General features: G+C 54.6%; 14 protein-coding genes, 4 tRNA genes and 2 rRNA genes (1 of these 20 only partly in view). All 20 read left to right on the top strand.

The window, feature by feature from the left end:
- A 23S ribosomal RNA gene (locus ACA074_RS25130) occupies window positions 1-1,701 on the top strand; it begins 1,193 nt to the left of the window's first position.
- Window positions 1,702-1,852: 151 nt separating this feature from the next.
- A 5S ribosomal RNA gene (gene rrf, locus ACA074_RS25125) occupies window positions 1,853-1,968 on the top strand.
- Between the two features lie 132 nt (window positions 1,969-2,100).
- Complete coding sequence (gene birA, locus ACA074_RS25120) at window positions 2,101-3,054, top strand: bifunctional biotin--[acetyl-CoA-carboxylase] ligase/biotin operon repressor BirA (protein ID WP_497677978.1); 954 nt, start codon at window positions 2,101-2,103, stop codon at window positions 3,052-3,054.
- Window positions 3,044-3,793, top strand: coding sequence for a pantothenate kinase (locus ACA074_RS25115; protein ID WP_187679956.1), 750 nt, complete (start codon window positions 3,044-3,046; stop codon window positions 3,791-3,793). Before birA ends, ACA074_RS25115 begins: the two co-directional genes overlap by 11 nt.
- 7 nt (window positions 3,794-3,800) lie before the next feature.
- The gene (locus tag ACA074_RS25110) at window positions 3,801-4,238 is read left to right on the top strand and encodes a hypothetical protein (RefSeq protein ID WP_401272203.1); all 438 of its coding nucleotides are present in this window, start codon (window positions 3,801-3,803) and stop codon (window positions 4,236-4,238) included.
- A gap of 144 nt (window positions 4,239-4,382) precedes the next feature.
- Window positions 4,383-4,467, top strand: a tRNA-Tyr gene (locus ACA074_RS25105).
- Window positions 4,468-4,492: 25 nt separating this feature from the next.
- Window positions 4,493-4,566, top strand: a tRNA-Gly gene (locus ACA074_RS25100).
- A gap of 26 nt (window positions 4,567-4,592) precedes the next feature.
- Window positions 4,593-4,668: transfer RNA gene (locus ACA074_RS25095), tRNA-Thr, on the top strand.
- Between the two features lie 85 nt (window positions 4,669-4,753).
- Window positions 4,754-5,947 (top strand): elongation factor Tu, encoded by a 1,194-nt coding sequence (gene tuf / locus ACA074_RS25090; protein WP_497615453.1) that lies wholly within the window; start codon window positions 4,754-4,756, stop codon window positions 5,945-5,947.
- Window positions 5,948-6,000: 53 nt separating this feature from the next.
- Window positions 6,001-6,076, top strand: a tRNA-Trp gene (locus ACA074_RS25085).
- A gap of 45 nt (window positions 6,077-6,121) precedes the next feature.
- Window positions 6,122-6,490: a preprotein translocase subunit SecE gene (gene secE, locus ACA074_RS25080; protein ID WP_497677977.1), complete on the top strand. Its 369-nt coding sequence runs from the start codon at window positions 6,122-6,124 to the stop codon at window positions 6,488-6,490.
- Between the two features lie 9 nt (window positions 6,491-6,499).
- The gene (gene nusG / locus ACA074_RS25075) at window positions 6,500-7,033 is read left to right on the top strand and encodes a transcription termination/antitermination protein NusG (RefSeq protein WP_007916492.1); all 534 of its coding nucleotides are present in this window, start codon (window positions 6,500-6,502) and stop codon (window positions 7,031-7,033) included.
- A gap of 117 nt (window positions 7,034-7,150) precedes the next feature.
- Window positions 7,151-7,582, top strand: a complete 432-nt coding sequence (rplK, locus tag ACA074_RS25070; RefSeq protein WP_003228756.1) for a 50S ribosomal protein L11 — start codon at window positions 7,151-7,153, stop codon at window positions 7,580-7,582.
- Entirely contained in the window at window positions 7,582-8,277 is a 696-nt protein-coding gene (rplA, locus tag ACA074_RS25065) for a 50S ribosomal protein L1 (RefSeq protein WP_016984191.1), read from the top strand. The genes rplK and rplA overlap by 1 nt, the downstream gene beginning before the upstream one ends.
- 198 nt (window positions 8,278-8,475) lie before the next feature.
- The gene (gene rplJ / locus ACA074_RS25060) at window positions 8,476-8,976 is read left to right on the top strand and encodes a 50S ribosomal protein L10 (protein WP_489881490.1); all 501 of its coding nucleotides are present in this window, start codon (window positions 8,476-8,478) and stop codon (window positions 8,974-8,976) included.
- A gap of 74 nt (window positions 8,977-9,050) precedes the next feature.
- Complete coding sequence (gene rplL, locus ACA074_RS25055) at window positions 9,051-9,416, top strand: 50S ribosomal protein L7/L12 (RefSeq protein ID WP_489881489.1); 366 nt, start codon at window positions 9,051-9,053, stop codon at window positions 9,414-9,416.
- 221 nt (window positions 9,417-9,637) lie between these two features.
- Window positions 9,638-13,711, top strand: a complete 4,074-nt coding sequence (rpoB, locus tag ACA074_RS25050; RefSeq protein WP_064392269.1) for a DNA-directed RNA polymerase subunit beta — start codon at window positions 9,638-9,640, stop codon at window positions 13,709-13,711.
- Window positions 13,712-13,775: 64 nt separating this feature from the next.
- Window positions 13,776-17,975 carry a DNA-directed RNA polymerase subunit beta' gene (rpoC, locus tag ACA074_RS25045; protein WP_016984189.1) on the top strand — a complete coding sequence of 1,400 codons (4,200 nt, stop codon included), beginning with the start codon at window positions 13,776-13,778 and terminating at the stop codon, window positions 17,973-17,975.
- 216 nt (window positions 17,976-18,191) lie between these two features.
- Complete coding sequence (gene rpsL / locus ACA074_RS25040) at window positions 18,192-18,563, top strand: 30S ribosomal protein S12 (protein ID WP_003186084.1); 372 nt, start codon at window positions 18,192-18,194, stop codon at window positions 18,561-18,563.
- Window positions 18,564-18,670: 107 nt separating this feature from the next.
- The gene (gene rpsG / locus ACA074_RS25035; protein WP_007916467.1) at window positions 18,671-19,144 is read left to right on the top strand and encodes a 30S ribosomal protein S7; all 474 of its coding nucleotides are present in this window, start codon (window positions 18,671-18,673) and stop codon (window positions 19,142-19,144) included.
- Window positions 19,145-19,152: the final 8 nt, after the last annotated feature.

Below are 19,152 nucleotides of genomic sequence, written 5' to 3'. Positions count from 1 at the left end.
AAGCCTGTGAAGGTGAGTTGAGAAGCTTGCTGGAGGTATCAGAAGTGCGAATGCTGACATGAGTAACGACAATGGGTGTGAAAAACACCCACGCCGAAAGACCAAGGTTTCCTGCGCAACGTTAATCGACGCAGGGTTAGTCGGTCCCTAAGGCGAGGCTGAAAAGCGTAGTCGATGGAAAACAGGTTAATATTCCTGTACTTCTGGTTATTGCGATGGAGGGACGGAGAAGGCTAGGCCAGCTTGGCGTTGGTTGTCCAAGTTTAAGGTGGTAGGCTGGAATCTTAGGTAAATCCGGGATTCTAAGGCCGAGAGCTGATGACGAGTCATCTTTTAGATGACGAAGTGGTTGATGCCATGCTTCCAAGAAAAGCTTCTAAGCTTCAGGTAACCAGGAACCGTACCCCAAACCGACACAGGTGGTTGGGTAGAGAATACCAAGGCGCTTGAGAGAACTCGGGTGAAGGAACTAGGCAAAATGGCACCGTAACTTCGGGAGAAGGTGCGCCGGTGAGGGTGAAGGACTTGCTCCGTAAGCTCATGCCGGTCGAAGATACCAGGCCGCTGCGACTGTTTATTAAAAACACAGCACTCTGCAAACACGAAAGTGGACGTATAGGGTGTGACGCCTGCCCGGTGCCGGAAGGTTAATTGATGGGGTTAGCTAACGCGAAGCTCTTGATCGAAGCCCCGGTAAACGGCGGCCGTAACTATAACGGTCCTAAGGTAGCGAAATTCCTTGTCGGGTAAGTTCCGACCTGCACGAATGGCGTAACGATGGCGGCGCTGTCTCCACCCGAGACTCAGTGAAATTGAAATCGCTGTGAAGATGCAGTGTATCCGCGGCTAGACGGAAAGACCCCGTGAACCTTTACTATAGCTTTGCACTGGACTTTGAATTTGCTTGTGTAGGATAGGTGGGAGGCTTTGAAGCGTGGACGCCAGTTCGCGTGGAGCCAACCTTGAAATACCACCCTGGCAACTTTGAGGTTCTAACTCAGGTCCGTTATCCGGATCGAGGACAGTGTATGGTGGGTAGTTTGACTGGGGCGGTCTCCTCCTAAAGAGTAACGGAGGAGTACGAAGGTGCGCTCAGACCGGTCGGAAATCGGTCGTAGAGTATAAAGGCAAAAGCGCGCTTGACTGCGAGACAGACACGTCGAGCAGGTACGAAAGTAGGTCTTAGTGATCCGGTGGTTCTGTATGGAAGGGCCATCGCTCAACGGATAAAAGGTACTCCGGGGATAACAGGCTGATACCGCCCAAGAGTTCATATCGACGGCGGTGTTTGGCACCTCGATGTCGGCTCATCACATCCTGGGGCTGAAGCCGGTCCCAAGGGTATGGCTGTTCGCCATTTAAAGTGGTACGCGAGCTGGGTTTAGAACGTCGTGAGACAGTTCGGTCCCTATCTGCCGTGGACGTTTGAGATTTGAGAGGGGCTGCTCCTAGTACGAGAGGACCGGAGTGGACGAACCTCTGGTGTTCCGGTTGTCACGCCAGTGGCATTGCCGGGTAGCTATGTTCGGGAAAGATAACCGCTGAAAGCATCTAAGCGGGAAACTTGCCTCAAGATGAGATCTCACTGGAACCTTGAGTTCCCTGAAGGGCCGTCGAAGACTACGACGTTGATAGGTTGGGTGTGTAAGCGCTGTGAGGCGTTGAGCTAACCAATACTAATTGCCCGTGAGGCTTGACCATATAACACCCAAGCAATTTGCGTCGAAAGGCCAGATTGCGGTGTGTGAAGACGAAACGAACCGAAAGTTCGATGTTCACAAAACACCGACAGCTGTCACATACCCAATTTGCTGAAGCGAGGCCAACAGGTCACGACTCAGTACCCGAATTTCTTGACGACCATAGAGCGTTGGAACCACCTGATCCCATCCCGAACTCAGCAGTGAAACGATGCATCGCCGATGGTAGTGTGGGGTTTCCCCATGTGAGAGTAGGTCATCGTCAAGATTAAATTCCGAAACCCCAATTGCGAAAGCAGTTGGGGTTTTGTTTTGCCCGCAGGAAATGCGCCTGCTTGATTTCTATGCAACGGCCCGGGGCATGGCTATTATTCGGGCCTCATTGTGAGGCGAGACCTGCATGCTGACGTTGTTGAATCTTCTGAAGGATGGGCGATTCCATTCTGGTCAAGACCTGGGTGCAGCCTTGGGAATTAGCCGAAGTGCGGTGTGGAAGCAGCTTCAGCATCTTGAGGTTGAGCTTGGGCTATCTATCCACAAAGTTCGAGGCCGTGGCTATCAGTTGGCTGCTCCATTGATGCTGCTCGATCCTCTAAAAATGGCGGGAATGAAAGTCGGCTGGCCAATAACTGTCTTTGATTCTATCGACTCCACCAACGCAGAGGCATTGCGCGCGATTGGCCAAGGCCAATCGGCGCCCTTCTTGGTGCTTGCCGAGCGGCAGGTCGCCGGGCGCGGACGTAGAGGGCGCAAGTGGGTAAGTCCGTTTGCCGAAAACCTTTATTACAGTCTTGTTCTGCGTATTGATGGTGGAATGCGCCAGCTTGAAGGCCTGAGTCTCGTTGTTGGATTGGCCGTTATGCAGGCCCTGCGGAAGATGGGGGTGCCCGGTGCAGGTTTGAAGTGGCCCAACGATGTTCTGGCGGGCAATAAGAAAATTGCCGGCATTCTGCTGGAGCTGATTGGAGATCCGGCAGATGTGTGTCACGTGGTGCTAGGTATAGGCATTAACGTGAATATGCAGGTTGCAGAAGAGGTCGACCAACAATGGACGTCTATGCGGCTTGAGTCTGGCAAAAACTGTGATCGCAATGTCCTGGTCGCTGAATTGAGCGAGCAGTTGCAGGCATACATACAGCGGCAGCAAATGCATGGTTTTTCGGTTCTCCAGGCGGAATGGGAGGAAAATCATTTGTGGCAGAAGCGTTTCGTGTCGTTGATTGCTGGTGTCAACCAAATAGATGGTGTAGTGCTCGGTATTGATAGTCAGGGTGCGTTGCGATTACAGGTGAATGGCGTGGAAAAAGTCTTTAGTGGTGGCGAGCTCAGCCTGAGGTTGCGTGATGATTCTTGAGCTGGACTGCGGCAACAGCTTTATAAAATGGCGTGTGCTGAATGCTGAGGCTGTTACTTTGATCGCGGAGGGGGTGGTCGACTCAGATCAGGCGCTCAGTGAAGGTCTGTGGGCGCTGAGTGGGGTGTCGTTAAGCAAGTGCCGATTAGTGAGTGTTCGTTCCGCCGAGGAAACCGGTGCATTAATTCAGATGCTTAAGCAGGAGTTTGGAGTAACGGTCATATGCGCGGAGCCTGCTCGTGAGATGTCCGGTGTTGTAAACGGTTACGAAGAATACGAGCGTCTAGGGCTTGATCGTTGGCTGGCTATGCTCGGCGGGTTTCACTTGGCTAAAGGTGCGTGCCTGGTGCTTGATTTCGGCACGGCGGTTACCGCCGACTTCATTGCGCAAGATGGGGGGCATCTCGGTGGCTTCATCTGTCCGGGTATGCCGTTGATGCGCAGTCAGTTACGAACCCATACCCGAAAAATTCGTTATGGCGATCTTGCAGCAGAGCGTGCATTAACCAGTCAGGCGCCCGGTCGAAACACTGTAGAGGCGGTGGAGCGCGGCTGCTCCATGATGCTGAGGGGGTTCGTGCTCACCCAGCTCGAAATGGCGCGAGCATATTGGGGGGACGGCTTCACTGTTTTCATTACGGGTGGTGATGCTGGGTTGGTTGCAGATGTCGCGCCTGAGGCCAGGATTGTTCCTGATCTTGTATTCGTAGGTTTGGCTATGGCGTGTCCTTTGTCCTGAGGTATGTATGCGTTGGTTGTTCCTGCTGCTCCTTGTTCTCAATGTTTTCTATTACGTCTGGCATCAGCAGGAAGCACCCTTGCGGGCAAAAGACGTAACCCCTCTCAGTTTGTATAAAGGCTCGCAGCAGGATATTCGTCTGTTGAGCGAGAGTGTCGGTGCTTCTAAGGCAAGGCCTGGTGTGCCGCGGACTGAGGAGAGGTGCCTTTATTTGGGTGGATTTGCTCGTGAGGAGCAAGTTATGCCGCTGAGCCAGCGTTTGGCTGAGATGGATATCAAGGCTGAACTTTCAGCGAATGATGTTCCTGCGACAGGTTACTGGCTGCGTATTGCACCTGAAAGCCAGCGTTTGCTGGGGGATGCGCAACTGCAAAACCTTTCCAAGGAATTCAATGAGTTAAAACATAAAATAATGCTGTGCGAGGGGGTTGCACCTGCTGAATAGTTTGAATAGAATGGCGCCCGCTCCGCAGTGAAGACCTTTCAAAGGTTAACGAGGCGGGGTGGTGTCAATGCAGCTAACCTCAGGTTTTTAAATGAGAAAATGCTTGACAGGGGTTTGGCATAGTATAGAATGCCGGCCTGATTAGGAGGGGTTCCCGAGCGGCCAAAGGGATCAGACTGTAAATCTGACGTCTACGACTTCGAAGGTTCGAATCCTTCTCCCTCCACCAGATTTGAGCGTGAGCTGTAAGCTCTGCGGGTATAGTTTAGTGGTAGAACCTCAGCCTTCCAAGCTGATGATGCGGGTTCGATTCCCGCTACCCGCTCCAAGTTTGCAGGTTGTGCAAAGTGTTTTGCTCTTGTAGCTCAGTTGGTAGAGCACACCCTTGGTAAGGGTGAGGTCAGCGGTTCAAATCCGCTCAAGAGCTCCATATAACAAGGCAGATATGAAAATATCTGCCTTTGTTTTAATGGTTGATATTGTTTGTCTAATTCTTCTGTTTGAGGGTGATATCGATGGCTAAGGAAAAATTTGATCGTTCCCTGCCCCACGTCAACGTTGGGACCATTGGTCACGTTGACCACGGTAAAACCACTCTGACTGCTGCTCTGACTCGCGTTTGCTCCGAAGTTTACGGTTCCGCAATCGTTGACTTCGACAAGATCGACAGCGCACCAGAAGAAAAAGCTCGTGGTATCACCATCAACACCGCGCACGTTGAATACAACTCGCTGATCCGTCACTACGCTCACGTTGACTGCCCAGGTCACGCTGACTATGTGAAGAACATGATCACCGGTGCTGCCCAGATGGACGGCGCAATCCTGGTTTGCTCGGCCGCTGATGGTCCGATGCCGCAAACCCGTGAGCACATCCTGCTGTCCCGCCAGGTTGGCGTTCCGTACATCGTGGTTTACCTGAACAAGGCTGACCTGGTAGACGACGCTGAGCTGCTGGAGCTGGTTGAGATGGAAGTGCGCGATCTGCTGAGCACTTACGACTTCCCAGGCGACGACACTCCGATCATCATCGGTTCTGCTCGTATGGCTCTGGAAGGCAAAGACGATAACGAAATGGGCACTACGTCCGTTCGTAAACTGGTTGAAACTCTGGACAGCTACATTCCGGATCCAGTTCGTGTTATCGACAAGCCGTTCCTGATGCCAATCGAAGACGTGTTCTCGATCTCGGGTCGCGGTACTGTTGTAACCGGTCGTATCGAGCGCGGTATCGTTAAGGTTCAAGATCCACTGGAAATCGTTGGTCTGCGTGACACTACCGTCACCACCTGCACCGGTGTTGAAATGTTCCGTAAGTTGCTCGACGAAGGTCGTGCTGGCGAGAACTGCGGCGTTCTGCTGCGCGGCACCAAGCGTGACGACGTTGAGCGTGGTCAGGTTCTGGTTAAGCCGGGTTCGGTTAAGCCGCACACCAAGTTCGAAGCTGAGGTGTACGTGCTGAGCAAGGAAGAAGGCGGTCGTCACACTCCATTCTTCAAAGGCTACCGTCCACAGTTCTACTTCCGCACTACCGACGTAACTGGTAACTGCGAACTGCCGGAAGGCGTAGAAATGGTAATGCCGGGCGACAACATCAAAATGGTTGTTACCCTGATCAAAACCATCGCGATGGAAGATGGTCTGCGTTTCGCTATCCGTGAAGGCGGTCGTACCGTCGGCGCTGGTGTCGTAGCCAAAATCATCGAATAAGCGGTTGTAATGTATTTTTCAGGCCGGCATAATGGTCGGCCTGATTTTGTTTTAGGTCAGTAGCTCAATTGGCAGAGCGACGGTCTCCAAAACCGTAGGTTGGGGGTTCGATTCCCTCCTGACCTGCCAGATTCACTCGGTGTATCTGGCTTTCTTTTCACAGGATCTTCATAGATGACTCCTAAAGCTGAAGCTCAAAGCTCTCGCTTCGATCTACTCAAGTGGCTTGTAGTAGTTGCTTTGGTGGCTGTTGGCGTTGTTAGCAATCAGTACTACGCCGCTTCGCCGATCCTGTACCGCGTACTCGCTCTACTTGTGATTGCTGCTGTAGCTGCCTTTGTAGGCCTGCAGACTGCGAAGGGCAAGTCTTTCTTTGTACTGGTTAAGGAAGCTCGCACCGAGATTCGTAAAGTCGTTTGGCCAACTCGCCAAGAAACCACACAGACCACCCTGATTGTCGTGGCTGTTGTACTGGTTATGGCGTTGCTGTTGTGGGGGCTAGATTCCCTGCTCGGCTGGCTTGTTTCCTTGATTGTCGGCTAAGGGTGTCCCGTGGCTAAGCGTTGGTACGTTGTGCATGCTTACTCGGGTTACGAGAAGCATGTCATGCGCTCGCTCGTTGAGCGAGTAAAGCTGGCTGGCATGGAAGATGGCTTCGGCGAAATTCTGGTTCCCACTGAAGAAGTGGTTGAAATGCGTAATGGCCAGAAGCGCAAAAGCGAACGCAAGTTCTTCCCAGGTTATGTGCTGGTACAGATGGATATGAATGAGGGTACTTGGCACTTGGTCAAGGATACTCCTCGGGTGATGGGTTTCATCGGCGGTACTGCTGATAAACCGGCGCCGATCACTGATAAAGAGGCAGAGGCGATTCTGCGTCGTGTTGCTGATGGTAGCGACAAGCCTAAGCCGAAGACTCTCTTCGAACCAGGTGAAACGGTACGAGTCAATGACGGTCCATTTGCTGATTTCAATGGTGTCGTTGAAGAAGTTAACTACGAAAAGAGCCGCATCCAAGTGGCTGTGCTCATTTTCGGTCGCTCTACCCCGGTAGAGTTGGAGTTCAGTCAGGTCGAAAAGGTCTAACTGGACAAGCATCCCAACCCCGCAGCCATAGGCTGTGGGGTTTTGTCGTCACTGGGATAAACGCGCAAGTAACCGGGGAGCCTTTCGAGGCGTTCGAACCCGTAATTGGAGTGCCTCATGGCCAAGAAGATTACCGCTTACATCAAGCTGCAAGTGAAGGCCGCTCAGGCTAATCCAAGCCCACCTGTTGGTCCTGCTTTGGGTCAGCACGGCGTGAACATCATGGAATTCTGCAAGGCCTTCAACGCCCGTACTCAGGGTCTTGAAGCAGGTCTGCCGACTCCAGTGATCATCACTGTCTACAGCGACCGTAGCTTCACTTTCGAAACCAAATCCACCCCTGCTTCGGTTCTGCTGAAGAAGGCGGCCGGTCTGACCAGCGGTTCCGCTCGTCCGAACACCGTTAAGGTTGGCACTGTTACCCGTGCTCAGCTGGAAGAAATCGCGAAAACCAAAAACGCGGATCTGACTGCAGCTGATATGGATGCAGCCGTGCGTACTATCGCCGGTTCTGCTCGTAGCATGGGCCTTAACGTGGAGGGTGTGTAATGGCTAAGCTGACTAAGCGTCAAAAGGCTATCGCCGGCAAAATCGAAGCAGGCAAGGCCTACAACATTGTAGATGCCGCTGCTCTGCTGGCTGAGCTGTCGACTGTCAAGTTCAGCGAGTCGTTTGACATTGCTGTAAACCTGGGTGTAGACCCGCGTAAATCCGACCAGGTTGTTCGTAGCGCTACTGTGCTGCCACACGGCACTGGCAAGACTGTTCGCGTTGCTGTGTTCACTCAGGGTCCAGCTGCTGAAGCCGCTCTGGCTGCCGGCGCTGACCGCGTAGGTATGGACGACCTGGCTGCCGAAATGAAAGGCGGCGACCTGAACTATGACGTAGTGATTGCATCCCCGGATGCCATGCGCGTAGTAGGTCAACTGGGCCAGATCCTCGGTCCACGTGGTCTGATGCCTAACCCTAAAGTCGGCACCGTAACTCCAGACGTAGCCACCGCGGTTAAAAACGCCAAGGCTGGTCAGGTTCGTTATCGCACCGACAAAAACGGCATCATTCACACTTCCGTTGGCAAGATGGGCTTCGACGCCGTCAAGCTGAAGGAAAACGTTGAAGCCCTGATCGCTGATCTGAAGCGCATCAAGCCAGCTTCTTCGAAAGGTATTTACGTCAAGCGCGTTACCCTGAGCACCACTATGGGCCCAGGTCTGGTCATCGACCAGAGCTCGCTGGACGCGTAAGACAAAGGTTGGCGCGATTGATCGCGCCAATTGAAATATTGGGGTCCCTGCCTGGCGGGGGCTATCCAAGACCGTAGGCGGCGCAAGCCTTAAACCAAAAGCCTACGCAGATGGTGCTCCCGGTTCCTTACCGAATCAGACACCAAAACGACATTCGGTTTCGATCGAATGAAACGGTAACAAGCAGGAGTTAAACCCGTGGCAATTAATCTCGAAGACAAGAAGGCCATCGTCGCTGATGTCAACGAGGCTGCCAAAGTCGCTCTGTCCGCTGTCGTGGTTGATGCCCGTGGCGTAACAGTAGGCGCAATGACCGGACTCCGTAAAGAGGCTCGTGAAGCTGGCGTATACGTACGTGTTGTACGTAACACCCTGCTCAAGCGCGCCGTTGCTGACACTCAATACAGTGTTCTCAACGACGTGTTCACCGGCCCGACCCTGATTGCATTCTCGAACGAACATCCGGGCGCTGCTGCCCGTATCTTCAAAGAGTTTGCCAAGGGTCAGGACAAGTTCGAGATCAAGGCAGCTGCGTTCGAGGGCAAGTTCCTCGCAGCTAATCAGATCGACGTACTGGCAACCCTGCCGACCCGTGACGAAGCAATTTCTCAGCTGATGAGCGTGATTCAAGGCGCTACCAGCAAATTGGCTCGTACTCTGGCGGCAATTCGCGACCAGAAAGAAGCTGCCGCAGCCTAAGGCTCGTCAACTTCTCGCGTTTTTTGTTTATTTCGATGGTCGCGTAGGCCGTCCCCCAATTCAGGAAATAAGTCATGTCTCTGACTAACGAACAAATCATCGACGCAATCGGCGAAAAATCCGTAATGGAAATCGTTGAGCTGATCAAGGCAATGGAAGAGAAGTTCGGCGTTACTGCTGCAGCTGCTTCCGCTGGCCCAGCTGCTGCTGCCGCTGTTGTTGAAGAGCAAACCGAGTTCAACGTTGTTCTGCTGGAAGCTGGCGAGAAGAAAGTAAACGCCATTAAAGCAGTTCGCGAGCTGACCGGTCTGGGCCTGAAAGAAGCCAAAGAGAAAGTAGACGGCGCTCCTCAGGTTGTTCTGGAAGGCGTTTCGAAAGACGCTGCTGAAGACGCCAAGAAGAAGCTGGAAGAAGCAGGCGCTAAAGTCGAGCTGAAGTAAGCTTCGACTTTGCTCCTCCAGCCCGAGCGTCAAGCGACAGGCTGATGGCTGGTGGCTCTTGCCACCGGCCTTTTTCCGTTATTGGCAGCCGACTGGGTCGGTGCTGATAAAGGTGCTGTAACCACCCGATGTGGTGGCGCAAACCATGGGGTTTGCACGATTTTCTGGCTGCTCCCGTCGGGAGGGGCCAAACAAGCAGGTGACCAAGCTGGGGAACGCTGATGGCTTACTCATATACTGAGAAAAAACGTATCCGCAAGGACTTTAGCAAGTTGCCGGACGTCATGGATGTGCCTTACCTCCTGGCCATCCAGCTGGATTCGTATCGTGAATTCTTGCAAGCGGGAGCGACTAAAGATCAGTTCCGCGACGTGGGCCTGCATGCGGCCTTCAAATCCGTTTTCCCGATCATCAGCTACTCCGGCAATGCTGCGCTGGAGTACGTCGGTTATCGCCTGGGCGAACCGGCATTTGATGTCAAAGAATGCGTATTGCGCGGTGTAACTTTCGCCGTACCTTTGCGGGTAAAAGTGCGCCTGATCATTTTCGACAAAGAGTCGTCGAACAAAGCGATCAAGGACATCAAAGAGCAAGAAGTCTACATGGGTGAAATTCCCCTGATGACTGAGAACGGTACCTTCGTAATCAATGGTACCGAACGTGTAATCGTTTCCCAGCTGCACCGTTCCCCGGGCGTGTTCTTCGACCACGACCGCGGCAAGACGCATAGCTCCGGCAAACTGCTTTACTCCGCGCGCATCATTCCTTACCGCGGTTCGTGGCTGGACTTCGAGTTCGACCCGAAAGACTGCGTATTCGTGCGTATCGACCGTCGTCGCAAGCTGCCGGCCTCGGTACTGCTGCGCGCGCTCGGCTACACCACCGAAGAAGTACTGGACGCGTTCTACACCACCAACGTATTCCACCTGAGCGGCGAAACCCTCAGCCTGGAACTGATTGCATCGCGTCTGCGTGGTGAAATTGCCGTTCTGGACATCCAGGATGAAAAAGGCAAGGTCATCGTTGAAGCGGGCCGCCGTATTACCGCGCGCCACATCAATCAGATCGAAAAAGCCGGGATCAAGACGCTGGAAGTGCCTCTGGACTACGTCCTGGGCCGCACTACCGCCAAGGTCATTGTGCATCCGGCTACCGGCGAAATCCTGGCAGAGTGCAACACCGAACTGAACACCGAAGTCCTGGCAAAAATTGCCAAGTCCGGCGTTGTGCGCATCGAAACTCTGTACACCAACGACATCGACTGTGGCCCGTTCGTCTCTGACACGCTGAAGATCGACTCCACCAGCAACCAATTGGAAGCGCTGGTCGAGATCTATCGCATGATGCGTCCAGGCGAGCCGCCAACCAAAGACGCTGCCGAAACCCTGTTCAACAACCTGTTCTTCAGCCCTGAGCGCTATGACCTGTCTGCGGTCGGCCGGATGAAGTTCAACCGTCGTATCGGTCGCACCGAGATCGAAGGTTCGGGCGTGCTGTGCAAGGAAGACATCGTCGCGGTACTGAAGACTCTGGTCGACATCCGTAACGGTAAAGGCATCGTCGATGACATCGACCACCTGGGCAACCGTCGTGTTCGCTGTGTAGGCGAAATGGCCGAGAACCAGTTCCGCGTTGGCCTGGTACGTGTTGAGCGTGCGGTCAAAGAGCGTCTGTCGATGGCTGAAAGCGAAGGCCTGATGCCGCAAGACCTGATCAACGCCAAGCCAGTGGCTGCGGCGGTGAAAGAGTTCTTCGGTTCCAGCCAGCTGTCTCAGTTCATGGACCAGAACAACCCGCTGTCCGAGATCACCCACAAGCGTCGTGTTTCTGCACTCGGCCCTGGCGGTCTGACTCGTGAGCGTGCTGGCTTTGAAGTTCGTGACGTACACCCGACTCACTACGGTCGTGTATGCCCGATTGAAACGCCGGAAGGTCCGAACATCGGTCTGATCAACTCCCTGGCCGCTTACGCGCGCACCAACCAGTACGGCTTCCTGGAAAGCCCGTACCGTGTGGTGAAAGAGGGTGTGGTCACCGACGAGATCGTGTTCCTGTCCGCCATTGAAGAAGCCGATCACGTGATCGCGCAGGCTTCGGCGACCATGAACGACCAGAAAGTCCTGATCGACGAGCTGGTAGCCGTACGTCACCTGAACGAATTCACCGTCAAGGCGCCTGAAGAAGTCACTTTGATGGACGTTTCGCCGAAGCAGGTAGTTTCGGTTGCAGCGTCGCTGATCCCGTTCCTCGAGCACGACGACGCCAACCGCGCGTTGATGGGTTCGAACATGCAGCGTCAAGCTGTACCAACCCTGCGCGCTGACAAGCCGCTGGTAGGTACCGGCATGGAGCGTAACGTAGCTCGTGACTCCGGCGTTTGCGTCGTGGCTCGTCGTGGCGGCGTGATCGACTCCGTTGATGCCAGTCGTATCGTGGTTCGTGTTGCTGATGACGAAGTTGAAACCGGCGAAGCTGGTGTCGACATCTACAACCTGACCAAATACACCCGCTCGAACCAGAACACCTGCATCAACCAGCGTCCGCTGGTGAGCAAGGGTGATCGCGTTCAGCGTAGCGACATCATGGCCGACGGCCCGTCCACCGATATGGGTGAGCTGGCTCTGGGGCAGAACATGCGCATCGCGTTCATGGCATGGAACGGCTTCAACTTCGAAGACTCCATCTGCCTTTCCGAGCGTGTTGTTCAGGAAGACCGTTTCACCACGATCCACATTCAGGAACTGACCTGTGTGGCCCGTGACACCAAGCTTGGCCCAGAGGAAATCACTGCGGACATCCCGAACGTGGGTGAAGCTGCACTGAACAAGCTGGACGAAGCCGGTATCGTTTACGTAGGTGCTGAAGTAGGCGCAGGCGACATCCTGGTTGGTAAGGTCACTCCGAAAGGCGAGACTCAACTGACTCCGGAAGAAAAGCTGCTGCGTGCGATCTTCGGTGAAAAAGCCAGCGACGTTAAAGACACCTCCCTGCGCGTGCCAACCGGCACCAAAGGTACTGTCATCGACGTACAGGTCTTCACTCGTGACGGCGTTGAGCGTGATGCTCGTGCACTGTCGATCGAGAAGTCCCAACTGGACGAGATCCGCAAGGATCTGAACGAAGAGTTCCGTATCGTTGAAGGCGCGACTTTCGAACGTCTGCGTTCCGCTCTGGTAGGCCACAAGGCTGAAGGTGGCGCAGGTCTGAAGAAAGGTCAGGACATCACCGACGAAGTTCTCGACGGTCTTGAGCATGGTCAGTGGTTCAAACTGCGCATGGCTGAAGATGCTCTGAACGAGCAACTCGAGAAGGCTCAGGCCTACATCGTTGATCGCCGCCGTCTGCTGGACGACAAGTTCGAAGACAAGAAGCGCAAACTGCAGCAGGGCGATGACCTGGCTCCAGGCGTGCTGAAAATCGTCAAGGTTTACCTGGCAATCCGTCGTCGCATCCAGCCGGGCGACAAGATGGCCGGTCGTCACGGTAACAAAGGTGTGGTCTCCGTGATCATGCCGGTTGAAGACATGCCGCACGATGCCAATGGCACCCCGGTCGACGTCGTCCTCAACCCACTGGGCGTACCTTCGCGTATGAACGTTGGTCAGATCCTTGAAACCCACTTGGGCCTCGCGGCCAAAGGTCTGGGCGAGAAGATCAACCGGATGGTCGAAGAGCAGCGTAAAGTCGCTGAGCTGCGCACCTTCCTGGACGAGATCTACAACCAGATCGGCGGTCGTAACGAAGATCTGGACAGCTTCTCCGATCAGGAAATCCTGGATCTGGCGAAGAACTTGCGTGGCGGTGTTCCAATGGCCACCCCAGTATTCGACGGCGCCAAGGAAAGCGAAATCAAGGCCATGCTGAAACTGGCAGACCTGCCGGAAAGCGGCCAGATGCAGCTGACTGACGGCCGTACCGGCAACAAGTTCGAGCGTCCAGTTACCGTTGGCTACATGTACATGCTGAAGCTGAACCACTTGGTAGACGACAAGATGCACGCTCGTTCTACCGGTTCGTACAGCCTGGTTACCCAGCAGCCGCTGGGTGGTAAGGCGCAGTTCGGTGGTCAGCGTTTCGGGGAGATGGAGGTCTGGGCACTGGAAGCATACGGTGCTGCTTACACTCTGCAAGAAATGCTCACAGTGAAGTCGGACGATGTGAACGGCCGTACCAAGATGTACAAAAACATCGTGGATGGCGATCACCGTATGGAGCCGGGCATGCCCGAGTCCTTCAACGTGTTGATCAAGGAAATTCGTTCCCTCGGCATCGATATCGATCTGGAAACCGAATAACACGTGACGCGAATCGAGAGCGGGGCAGGATTGCCCGCTCTCTGCTCCGCCAGGAGGAAAGGCCTTGAAAGACCTACTGAATTTGCTGAAAAACCAGGGTCAAGTCGAAGAGTTCGACGCCATCCGTATTGGATTGGCCTCGCCTGAGATGATCCGTTCGTGGTCGTTCGGTGAAGTTAAAAAGCCGGAAACCATCAACTACCGTACGTTCAAACCTGAGCGTGACGGCCTGTTCTGCGCCAAGATCTTTGGCCCGGTAAAGGATTACGAGTGCCTGTGCGGTAAGTACAAGCGCTTGAAGCACCGTGGTGTGATCTGCGAGAAGTGCGGCGTTGAAGTTGCACTGGCCAAGGTTCGTCGTGAGCGCATGGCGCACATCGAACTGGCTTCGCCGGTTGCCCACATCTGGTTCCTGAAATCGCTGCCGTCCCGTATCGGCTTGCTGATGGACATGACCCTGCGTGATATCGAACGCGTTCTCTACTTCGAGAGCTATGTCGTTATCGATCCAGGCATGACCACACTTGAAAAAGGTCAGCTGCTGAACGACGAGCAGTACTTCGAAGCGCTGGAAGAGTTCGGTGACGACTTCGACGCCCGCATGGGTGCTGAGGCTGTCCGCGAACTGCTGCACGCTATCGACCTGGAGCACGAGATTGGCCGTCTGCGCGAAGAGATTCCGCAAACCAACTCCGAAACCAAAATCAAGAAGCTGTCCAAGCGTCTGAAGTTGATGGAAGCCTTTCAGGGTTCCGGCAACCTGCCAGAGTGGATGGTGCTGACCGTTCTGCCGGTTCTGCCGCCAGATCTGCGTCCACTGGTCCCGCTGGATGGCGGTCGTTTCGCGACTTCCGACCTCAACGATCTGTATCGTCGAGTGATCAACCGTAACAACCGTTTGAAGCGCCTGCTGGATCTGTCCGCTCCGGACATCATCGTGCGCAACGAAAAGCGTATGTTGCAGGAAGCTGTCGATGCACTGCTCGACAACGGTCGTCGTGGCCGCGCTATCACCGGTTCGAACAAGCGTCCTCTGAAATCCCTGGCTGACATGATCAAGGGTAAGCAAGGTCGTTTCCGTCAGAACTTGCTCGGTAAGCGTGTTGACTACTCCGGTCGTTCGGTAATTACCGTAGGTCCGACCCTGCGTCTGCACCAGTGCGGTCTGCCGAAGAAGATGGCTCTCGAGCTGTTCAAACCGTTCATTTTCGGCAAGCTGGAAATGCGTGGTCTCGCGACCACCATCAAAGCGGCCAAGAAAATGGTCGAGCGCGAACTGCCAGAGGTTTGGGACGTTCTCGCTGAAGTGATTCGCGAACACCCGGTTCTTCTCAACCGTGCACCGACCCTTCACCGTCTGGGTATCCAGGCGTTTGAACCGGTACTGATCGAAGGTAAGGCTATCCAGCTGCACCCGCTGGTCTGCGCCGCGTACAACGCCGACTTCGACGGCGACCAAATGGCCGTGCACGTACCGCTGACGCTGGAAGCCCAGCTCGAAGCGCGTGCGTTGATGATGTCGACCAACAACATTCTGTCGCCAGCTAACGGTGAGCCAATCATCGTTCCGTCGCAGGACGTTGTATTGGGTCTGTACTACATGACTCGTGAAGCGATCAACGCCAAGGGCGAAGGTCGTGTATTCGCGGATCTGCAGGAAGTTGACCGTGTGTTCCGTGCCGGCGAAGCCGCACTGCACGCCAAGGTTAAAGTTCGTATCAACGAAACCGTCAACGACCGTGACGGCAACAGCGTGAGCGGTACCCGTATCGTCGACACTACTGTCGGCCGTGCGCTGTTGTTCCAGGTTGTGCCAAAAGGTCTGTCGTACGACGTCGTCAACTTGCCGATGAAGAAAAAGGCGATCTCGAAACTGATCAACCAGTGCTACCGCGTGGTTGGTCTGAAAGAGACCGTGATCTTCGCTGACCAGTTGATGTACACCGGTTTCGCTTACTCGACCATTTCCGGCGTTTCCATCGGTGTTAACGACTTCGTTATCCCGGATGAAAAAGCTCGCATCATCGGTGCTGCCACCGACGAAGTGAAAGAGATCGAGAGCCAGTACGCCTCCGGCCTGGTAACCCAGGGCGAGAAGTACAACAAAGTGATCGACCTTTGGTCGAAAGCGAACGACGAAGTTTCCAAGGCGATGATGGCCAACCTCTCGAAAGAGAAAGTCATCGACCGTCATGGCGTTGAAGTCGATCAAGAGTCTTTCAACTCGATGTACATGATGGCCGACTCGGGTGCGCGGGGTTCCGCAGCACAGATTCGTCAGCTGGCCGGTATGCGTGGTCTGATGGCCAAGCCGGACGGTTCCATCATTGAAACGCCGATTACTGCGAACTTCCGTGAAGGTTTGAGCGTACTTCAGTACTTCATCTCGACTCACGGTGCTCGTAAAGGTCTGGCGGATACCGCGTTGAAAACTGCGAACTCCGGTTACCTGACTCGTCGTCTGGTAGACGTGGCGCAGGATCTGGTTGTAACCGAGATCGATTGCGGCACCGAACACGGTCTGCTGATGACTCCGCACATTGAAGGCGGTGACGTTGTAGAGCCGTTGGGTGAGCGCGTATTGGGTCGTGTTATCGCCCGTGACGTATTCAAGCCAGGTACCGAGGACGTTATCGTTCCTGCCGGCACTCTGGTTGACGAGAAGTGGGTCGAGTTCATCGAGCTGAACAGCATCGACGAAGTGATCGTGCGTTCGCCGATCAGCTGCGAAACCCGCTACGGCATCTGCGCCAAGTGCTACGGCCGTGATCTGGCTCGTGGTCACCAGGTGAACATCGGTGAAGCGGTCGGCGTTATCGCTGCCCAGTCCATCGGTGAGCCGGGTACCCAGCTGACGATGCGTACGTTCCACATCGGTGGTGCGGCAAGCCGTACTTCCGCAGCCGACAGCGTTCAGGTGAAGAATGGCGGTACCGTCCGTCTGCACAACCTGAAGCACGTTGAGCGAGTGGATGGTCACTTGGTAGCTGTGTCCCGTTCCGGTGAGCTGGCAATCGCTGATGACTTCGGTCGTGAGCGCGAGCGTTACAAGCTGCCGTACGGTGCTGTGATTTCGGTTAAAGAAGGTGACAAGGTCGACGCTGGCGCAATCGTGGCCAAGTGGGATCCGCACACTCACCCAATCGTTACCGAAATGAAAGGTACCGTGACCTACGTGGGCATGGAAGAAGGCATCACGATCAAGCGTCAGACTGACGAATTGACCGGTATGACCAACATTGAAGTACTCGACGCGAAAGATCGTCCAGCTGCCGGTAAGGAAATCCGTCCTGCAGTGAAGATGGTCGACGACAACGGCAAGGATCTGTTGCTGCCAGGCACTGACGTTATCGCTCAGTACTTCCTGCCAGCCAACGCCCTGGTCGGTGTTGCGGACGGTGCGAAGATTGCGATCGGTGATGTTATCGCTCGTATCCCGCAAGAAACTTCGAAAACCCGTGACATCACCGGTGGTCTGCCGCGTGTTGCCGACTTGTTCGAAGCTCGTCGTCCGAAAGAAGCGTCGATTCTGGCTGAGGTCAGCGGCACCATCGCGTTCGGTAAGGAGACCAAAGGCAAGCGCCGTCTGGTTATTACCCCGAACGACGGTAGCGATCCGTACGAAGAGCTGATTCCGAAGTGGCGTCACCTGAACGTGTTCGAAGGCGAACAGGTAAACCGCGGCGAAGTTATCTCCGACGGCCCAAGCGATCCGCACGACATCCTGCGTCTGCTGGGTGTGAGCGCGCTGGCCAAGTACATCGTTAACGAGATCCAGGACGTTTACCGTCTGCAAGGCGTGAAGATCAACGACAAGCACATCGAGACCATCCTGCGTCAGATGCTGCGTAAAGTTGAGATCGCTGAATCCGGCGATTCCAGTTTCATCAAGGGCGACCAGATGGAACTCACTCACGTACTGGTAGAGAACGAGCGTCTGGGCGGCGAAGACAAGTTCGTGTCCAAGTACACTCGCGTACTGCTGGGTATTACCAAGGCGTCGTTGTCGACCGAATCGTTCATCTCGGCGGCTTCCTTCCAGGAAACCACTCGCGTACTGACCGAAGCGGCCGTAACCGGCAAGCGCGATTACCTGCGCGGCCTGAAAGAAAACGTGGTTGTGGGTCGTCTGATCCCGGCCGGTACCGGTCTGGCTTATCACAGCGAGCGCAAGCGTCGTCGTGAAGCTGACAAACCGTTGCGCGTAAGCGCCAGTGAAGTGGAAGCTGCACTGACCGAAGCGCTGAACTCGAGCGGTAACTGAGTTCTGCGATAAATGAGCGTAAGGCCCTGATCGCTCCGTTCATCGAATCGAGACAATTTGTCGAGGTTCGAGGGGCGGGGAGGTCGGGGCCTTGCCTTGACTGGGGGCAAGATCCTCTTTAGACTCTTGATCCCCTAAATTTGGCGGGAATTCGTTCCTGCCATTTTGCTTTTCTTGCAAGACAATAGCGTCGCAAGACAACAGTGGAGCTAGTAGATGGCAACTATCAACCAGCTGGTACGTCAGCCGCGTAAGCGTATCGTCGAGAAATCCGACGTACCTGCGCTGCAGAACTGCCCGCAACGTCGTGGCGTGTGCACCCGTGTGTACACCACTACGCCGAAAAAACCTAACTCGGCACTGCGTAAAGTATGCCGTGTGCGTCTGACCAACGGTTTCGAGGTTTCCTCGTACATCGGTGGTGAAGGCCACAACCTGCAAGAGCACAGCGTGGTACTGATCCGCGGCGGTCGTGTAAAAGACTTGCCAGGTGTTCGTTACCACACCGTTCGCGGCTCCCTGGATACTTCCGGCGTTAAAGGTCGTAACCAAGGTCGTTCGAAGTACGGTACCAAGCGTCCGAAGTAATCGGCCGTTTTGCAGATTTTCATTTTATTGAGTCGATAAGAGTAAGGTCGGGCACGCATCCATTGGATCTGTCCCGAGCTAACCTGAAGACCGCTTGAGGGCTTATCATGCCAAGACGTCGCGTAGCAGCAAAGCGTGAGATTCTGGACGATCCGAAATACGGAAGCCAGATCCTCGCCAAATTCATGAACCACGTTATGGAAAGCGGCAAGAAAGCCGTTGCCGAGCGTATCGTTTATGGTGCCCTGGAAACCGTTGCGACCCGTAAGGCTGGCACCGATCCCCTGGAACTCTTCGAAAAAGCACTCGACGCCATCGCTCCGCTGGTCGAAGTGAAGTCGCGCCGCGTTGGTGGTGCTACTTACCAGGTTCCGGTCGAGGTTCGTCCTTCCCGTCGTAACGCTCTGGCAATGCGCTGGTTGGTAGACTTCGCACGTAAGCGTGGCGAGAAGTCTATGGCTCTGCGTTTGGCTGGCGAACTGCTGGATGCTGCTGAAGGTAAAGGTGCTGCTGTTAAGAAGCGTGAAGACGTGCACCGTATGGCCGAAGCCAACAAAGCTTTCTCGCACTACCGCTTCTAATTTTAGCT

The sequence above is a fragment of the Pseudomonas sp. LBUM1655 genome (assembly GCF_059716085.1).
Note: the sequence above shows the minus strand (reverse complement) of the source record. Positions and strands in the feature narration are given on the sequence as shown.

What these genes read in the sequence shown, in the direction of transcription:
- secE (WP_497677977.1), top strand. Translation starts at nt 6,122, where the DNA reads ATGACTCCTAAAGCTGAAGCTCAAAGCTCTCGCTTCGATCTACTCAAG.
- ACA074_RS25115 (WP_187679956.1), top strand. Translation starts at nt 3,044, where the DNA reads ATGATTCTTGAGCTGGACTGCGGCAACAGCTTTATAAAATGGCGTGTG.
- ACA074_RS25110 (WP_401272203.1), top strand. Translation starts at nt 3,801, where the DNA reads ATGCGTTGGTTGTTCCTGCTGCTCCTTGTTCTCAATGTTTTCTATTAC.
- rpsG (WP_007916467.1), top strand. Translation starts at nt 18,671, where the DNA reads ATGCCAAGACGTCGCGTAGCAGCAAAGCGTGAGATTCTGGACGATCCG.
- rplA (WP_016984191.1), top strand. Translation starts at nt 7,582, where the DNA reads ATGGCTAAGCTGACTAAGCGTCAAAAGGCTATCGCCGGCAAAATCGAA.
- rplK (WP_003228756.1), top strand. Translation starts at nt 7,151, where the DNA reads ATGGCCAAGAAGATTACCGCTTACATCAAGCTGCAAGTGAAGGCCGCT.
- rpoB (WP_064392269.1), top strand. Translation starts at nt 9,638, where the DNA reads ATGGCTTACTCATATACTGAGAAAAAACGTATCCGCAAGGACTTTAGC.
- birA (WP_497677978.1), top strand. Translation starts at nt 2,101, where the DNA reads ATGCTGACGTTGTTGAATCTTCTGAAGGATGGGCGATTCCATTCTGGT.
- rpsL (WP_003186084.1), top strand. Translation starts at nt 18,192, where the DNA reads ATGGCAACTATCAACCAGCTGGTACGTCAGCCGCGTAAGCGTATCGTC.
- rplL (WP_489881489.1), top strand. Translation starts at nt 9,051, where the DNA reads ATGTCTCTGACTAACGAACAAATCATCGACGCAATCGGCGAAAAATCC.
- tuf (WP_497615453.1), top strand. Translation starts at nt 4,754, where the DNA reads ATGGCTAAGGAAAAATTTGATCGTTCCCTGCCCCACGTCAACGTTGGG.